This window comes from Rhodoplanes elegans (genome assembly GCF_016653355.1).
Classification (GTDB): domain Bacteria; phylum Pseudomonadota; class Alphaproteobacteria; order Rhizobiales; family Xanthobacteraceae; genus Rhodoplanes; species Rhodoplanes elegans.
The window spans coordinates 1-5,598 of the sequence record NZ_NHSK01000181.1 but is presented as its reverse complement, the minus strand read 5'-3'; the positions used below and the strand labels follow the sequence as shown (position 1 = coordinate 5,598).

The following is a 5,598-nucleotide window of genomic DNA, read 5'->3' as shown; positions in this document are numbered from 1 at the left end:
GGTGGTGCCGCGCTTCGCAGCCGACGAGGTCAAGGCGTGGACCCCGGCGCGGCGTCTGTCTCGCGCGATCGCCAAGACGCTCGACGAGTGCGGCCGCTCCCGCGAGGAGATCGCAGCCGCAATGACCGAGCATCTCGGCGAGCGCGTCTCCAAGGCGATGCTCGACGCCTATGCGAGCCCCGAGAAGCCGCACGCGATCTCGGCGCAGCGCCTCGCCGCGCTCGTGTTGGTGACGGGCGATGTCCGCCCACTCAACACGCTGCTCAACGATGCCGGCCTGATCGTGATCGAGGCGAAGTACGAGGCGCTGCTGCGGCGCGAGAAGGCTCGCGAGCTTCGCGAGAAACTCGACCGCGAGATCGAAGCCGCCGACGCCCAGTGGAAGGCGCGGCGATGAAGGAGTGGCTCACCGCGCGCGAACTGGCCGAAGAGGCCTTGCCAGGTCTTCCGAACACGGAGCGGGCTTTTCAGCTTCTCGCCGGCCGCGAGGGCTGGGCCGAGAGCCTCGCCTATGCCCGACGCCGATCCGGCCGGGGCGGCGGTATGGAGTTCAACGTCGCCCTCCTGCCGCCGCTCGCCCGCATCGCCTACGAGCGCCGACACCGGACCATCGGCGTCGCCGACGTGCCGGCGCCGCCCGCGACCGCACCGTCCCCGAGCCGCGATCTCTCCGACCGCGCCGCGCTGGAGCGCGACGCGCGGCTCGCCATCGTCGCGGCTTATCACGCCTTCAGCCTCGGCCAGCGGCTCTCCGAGACGGCCCGCACCAAGATCTTCGTCGACGCCTACAACACCGGCTCGCTGACGATCGAGCCGTGGATCCGCGAGATCGTCCCGACGCTGTCGCCGCGCTCGCTGGCGCGCTGGCGCGCCGCCCGCGCGACCGGTCAGGCCGACGCGCTCGCCGTCGACCGCGCCGCGGCCCGCAAGGGCAAGGGCGTCCTCGACCAGGCCGCCGGCGGCCGCGTGCGAACCTTCCTGCTGGCGCTGCTCGCGCAAAATCCGCACCTCTCGGCGCATCACCTGCGCCAGCTGATCCGCTCGGAGTTCGGCGACACGCTCGACCTCGGCGCCGGCAAGGCCGTGCCGGTCCCGCCGGTGCGCACCATCCAGCACGCTGTCGCGAAGCTGAAGCAGGACGAGCACGTCGCCCTGACGAAGCTCTCCAATCCGGACCGCTATCGCTCGCACCTGGCGCCGTCCGGCGTCGGCTCCTATCGCTGGGTCGTCGAGCCGAACACGCTGTGGATGATCGACGCCTCGCCGGTCGACGCGCTGTGCATCGACGGCCGCCACACGATCTACGCCGCGATCGACATCGCGACCCGGCGCACCGTGCTCTACGTCTCGCGCACGCCGCGCGCCTCGGCCGTCGCCTTGCTGATCCGCAAGGCGATCCTCGCCTGGGGCGTGCCCGACAAGATCAAGACCGACAACGGCTCCGACTTCGTCGCCCGCGACACGCAGCGCCTGTTCGCCGCGCTCGGCATCGAGATGGAGCTGTCGGACCCGTACCAGCCGCAGCAGAAGGCCTTCGTCGAGCGCGTCATCAAGACGTTCCAGCACGACTGCGCGACGCTGCTGCCGGGCTTCGTCGGCCATTCGGTCGCCGACCGCAAGCGCCTCGAGGATCGGCAGAGCTTCGCGAAGAACCTCGGCGCCGAGACGGCCGAGACCTTCGGCGTGAGCCTCACCGGCGCCGCGCTGCAGACCATGGTCGACCGCTGGGTCGACACCGTCTACGCGGAGCGCGAGCACGCCGCGCTGAAGACGACGCCCCGGCTCGCCGCCGCCGCCTCCAAGCGGCCGATCCGCACCGTCGATCCGCGCGCCCTCGATCTCCTCTTGATGCCGGTCGCCGGCGGCGACGGCTTCCGCGAGGTGACGAAGCTCGGCGTGCGGGTCGACGGCTTCCACTACGTTGTGATGGAAGCGCTGCCGGGCGACCGCGTGCTGGTCCGCATGGACCCGGCCGACGCCGGCCGCATCTACGCCTTCGACGCGGAGGACGGGCGCTTCGTCGGCGAGGGCCTGTGCCCCGAGCTGGCCGGCCTCGACCCGGCGGCCCTGATGGCGGCGCGGCGTGCCGCCCAGGCCGAGATCCTCGACGAGGCGACCCGCGAGGCGCGGCGGACCATCAAGCAGATCACCAAGGGCCCGGCCCTAATCGAGCGGGTCCTCTCCGTCGCCGAGCGCGATGCGGCCGCCAACAACGTGATCACGTTGCCCAAGCGCACCGAGGCTCACGAGACGCCGGCGATCGCCGCGGCGCGCGACGCGATGACGCCGCGCTCGATCGAGCCGCCCACACCGTCCGCCGACGTGCTCGCCCTGCAGGCGCGGCTGATTGCCGAGGATCAGGTCGTGCGCCCACTGCGCACCGAAGAGACGCCGCACCAGCGTTGGAAGCGCGCCCTCGATCTGATCGCCCGGATCGTTGCCGGCGAGCCGGTCGCGGCCGACGAGGCGATGTGGCTCGGCGGCTACCGAGCCGGCCCGGAGTTCAAGGGCTTCGCGCTCACTTACGACTTCTGCGATCCGCTCGCGGGCGACGGTGCGCATGCGGTCGGAACGAAGAGCCCCGCCGCGTCCTGGCACGACGCGACGGGGCGAAACCACGTTTGAAGGAGGACAGGATGTCGAGCACGGCCACGGGCGTCAAGGGACACGTGAGCGGACAGGTGCCGTTGAAGAACGTCGCGGCCTTCATGGCGCTGGTCACGACGTTGATCGAACGCCAGCCGCACCTTCCGAACATGGGCGTCTGTCACGGCCCGTCCGGCTACGGGAAGACCTACGCTTCGATCTTCGCGCAGAACAAGACGCGCGCCGTGCGGGTCGAGGTCGGCGAGAGCTGGACGCGCAAGACACTCGTGAAGTCGATGTTGTTCGAGCTGGGCGTTCAGGCACGCGGTACCATTGCCGACATGGCCGATCAAGTGAAGGCGCTGCTCGGAGAAGACCCCAGCCGCCCGCTGATCGTCGACGAGGCCGACAAGCTGGTCGACAAAGGGATGATCGAGCTGGTGCGCGAGATCGGAGAGGTTGCAAGCTGCCCCGTGATCCTGATCGGCGAGGAACGGCTGCCGGCGAAGCTCGCCCAGCACGAGCGCGTCCATAACCGCGTGCTCGATTGGATGCCGGCGCTGCCTTGCGATCTCGACGACACGGCGGCGCTCGCCGCCGCATTCTGCCCGCGCGTCACCATCACGCCCGATCTGCTCGACGAGATCAGGAAGCAGTCCGACGGGCGAGCCCGGCGCATCGTCGTCAACCTCGCCCGGGTGACCGAGCTGGCGCGGAACCGCGGTTTGACCACGATCGACCGTGCCGCCTGGGGTGGCACCGCGTTCTTCACGTCGAAGGCGCCGACGCCGCGCACCGCCGACGCAATGCGACGGAGCGCCTGATGCCCACGCCCGTCAAAGCATCGCCGAAGGCGCACACGGTCCCGGTCGTCATTCCGCGCGGGCACGATCATTTCTGGGCCGTGATCCGCGAGCTGGACAAGCGCGGCTCGTGGACGGTCTCCGACATCGACGGCGCCAGCAACGCGATCAAGTCGAACATCCACGACTTCGTCCGCCGGCTGGTCGCGGGCGGCATCGCCAGGGTCGATATCCGGCGGCCGTCCGGCGCGGCCACCTATCGCCTGATCACCAGCCCGACGGTCACGCCGCGGCTGCGGCGCGACGGCACGCAGGCGCCGCCTTCCGCACAACAGCAGCTGTGGAATGCGATGCGCCAGCTCGGCCAGTTCACCTGGCCCGAGCTCGCGATGGCTGCCTCGACGGACGAGCTGATCATCGGCGCGCTCACCGGACGCTCCTATGTCGCGCGGCTAGTGGCGGCCGGGTATCTCGTCGCCGTCGTCCCGGGTGGCCCCGGCAAGCTGGCCGTCTGGAAGCTCAAGCCCGGCATGAACACCGGTCCGAAGGCGCCGCGGATCCTGCGCGCCCACGTGGTCTTTGATCCGAACCGCAATGCCGTGATGGGCGCAGCCGCGGCCGAGGAGGTGTCCTCGTGAAGCCGCCGAAGCACGACTTCCTCGCACGTGCGAGCGCCGCCTGGGGCGCCGATCTGCCGGCCTGGGTGCAGGCGCTCGCCGAGGAGGCGAACCGCACCTCCGGCGCGGCCGCGGCAGCCCGCATCGGCTACTCGCCGCCCGTCGTCTCTCAGGTGCTGTCGCGCACCTATCCGGGCGATCTCGCCCGCATCCAGGAGAAGGTCGCCGGCGCCCTGATGGGCGTGACGGTCGAGTGTCCGGTGCTCGGCGACATCGCCCGCGACCGTTGCCTCGACGAGCAGGCGAAGGGCTTCGCCGCGACGTCCTCGGTCCGGGCGCGCCTCTATCGTGCCTGCCGGGCCGGTTGTCCGCACTCGCGCCTCAAGGGAGAGGCCGGATGATCCCCGCACCCCCGCTGTCCGAGCAGATCCTGCGGCTCGCCTACTGGATGGGCGCCATCAAGGCCGGCACGCACGAGATCACGCAGGATGGCAAGGAGGCCTTCGAGGCGTCGCTCCATTCCTGCGCCGAGCTGGCCGAGCGTCTCGAAGCCGATCTGAAGGCGGCGCGCGAGGCGATGCTCGACGATGCCGCGCGCCAGATGCTCGCCGAGCAGGTGGTCGCCGCGCAGGGACTGCAGGCCCTCACCATCGCGCAGTTCGACACGCTGGTCGCGGTCGCGAGCGGCCGCATCCCGAACGTCGTGCTGTTCCCGAAGCCGCACCGCGCCGCCCAGCGCGTCGTCGAGCGCCCGTTCGGAGGCGATGCGGCATGAGCGGCACCGTCAGCATCCGGATGATCCTGCGCGCCGTGGGCTACGCCTTCGGCATCCCGAGCAGCAAGATCCGCAGCCTGCGGCGCACCGGCGATTTGTGTCAGCCGCGGCACGCCGTCTGCCTGCTGGCGCGCGAGATGACGACGCTGACCTTCCCGGCGATCGGTCGGCTGCTCGGCGATCGTGATCACACGTCGATCATGCACGGCGCCGACAAGGGCCAGGCGCTGCGCGACAGCGATCCCGACTTCGCGCGCCGCCTTGCGACGGCGCGCGAGATGATCCTGGCCGAACTCGCCCGGGCCGACCGCTGGCAGGATGCCGACGCGGTCGCCGCGGCCGAGCGCGTGATGGGCGCCGCGGATCCCTGGCGCGCCGCAATCGACCTGTCGGTCGACGAGGTCGTCGCCGTCGCGGCCCGGGCCGTCGCGCTCGAACACGTCGCCGCCGGCACCTATCGGCTCCTCGCCCAGCTCGACGAGCTGCGCCGATGCGCAGAGCGGCCTCGCGACGGCGATGCGCGAGACCGCATCGCCGAGCTCGAGCCTGCGGCCGCGGCCCTCTCCGATGCCCTCGCCGAGGCCCTGCAGGGGCTCGGCTACGAATACGCCGAACCGGCGGACGAACCCACCTCCGAACCGAAGGACGAGACCGATGGCCAAGCGCACCAAGGTGGCGGCCCCGCAACTGCCCGTGCCGCAGAGTGACGTCGAGGCGGCCGCCGCCGTCGCCCGCATCGGCGTGCTGATGCGCGAGCTGGAGCGCATCAAGGCGGCCGGCGAGGACCAGGTCGCGGCCATCGCGGCCGACGTGAACG

The 5,598-nt window shown here is 71.1% G+C and carries 7 protein-coding genes; all 7 read left to right on the top strand.

The genetic code is table 11. From position 1 onward, the window contains the following. Positions 1–397 (top strand): hypothetical protein (locus tag CCR97_RS22260; protein WP_201159858.1); only part of this gene is annotated, 397 nt, incomplete at its 5' end. Continuing rightward, positions 394–2,625 carry a DDE-type integrase/transposase/recombinase gene (locus CCR97_RS22255; protein WP_201159857.1) on the top strand — a complete coding sequence of 744 codons (2,232 nt, stop codon included), beginning with the start codon at positions 394–396 and terminating at the stop codon, positions 2,623–2,625. The genes CCR97_RS22260 and CCR97_RS22255, both read left to right, overlap by 4 nt. A gap of 11 nt (positions 2,626–2,636) precedes the next feature. Beyond that, complete coding sequence (locus tag CCR97_RS22250) at positions 2,637–3,410, top strand: AAA family ATPase (RefSeq protein ID WP_111359266.1); 774 nt, start codon at positions 2,637–2,639, stop codon at positions 3,408–3,410. Further along, a complete protein-coding gene (locus tag CCR97_RS22245) occupies positions 3,410–4,027 on the top strand; it encodes a hypothetical protein (protein ID WP_111359267.1) in 618 nt (205 codons plus the stop codon). Before CCR97_RS22250 ends, CCR97_RS22245 begins: the two co-directional genes overlap by 1 nt. Next, positions 4,024–4,407: a transcriptional regulator gene (locus CCR97_RS22240; RefSeq protein WP_111359268.1), complete on the top strand. Its 384-nt coding sequence runs from the start codon at positions 4,024–4,026 to the stop codon at positions 4,405–4,407. Before CCR97_RS22245 ends, CCR97_RS22240 begins: the two co-directional genes overlap by 4 nt. After that, positions 4,404–4,781: a hypothetical protein gene (locus CCR97_RS22235; protein WP_111359269.1), complete on the top strand. Its 378-nt coding sequence runs from the start codon at positions 4,404–4,406 to the stop codon at positions 4,779–4,781. The genes CCR97_RS22240 and CCR97_RS22235 overlap by 4 nt, the downstream gene beginning before the upstream one ends. Then, positions 4,778–5,488, top strand: coding sequence for a helix-turn-helix domain-containing protein (locus CCR97_RS22230; RefSeq protein ID WP_201159856.1), 711 nt, complete (start codon positions 4,778–4,780; stop codon positions 5,486–5,488). The genes CCR97_RS22235 and CCR97_RS22230 overlap by 4 nt, the downstream gene beginning before the upstream one ends. Positions 5,489–5,598 lie beyond the last annotated feature (110 nt).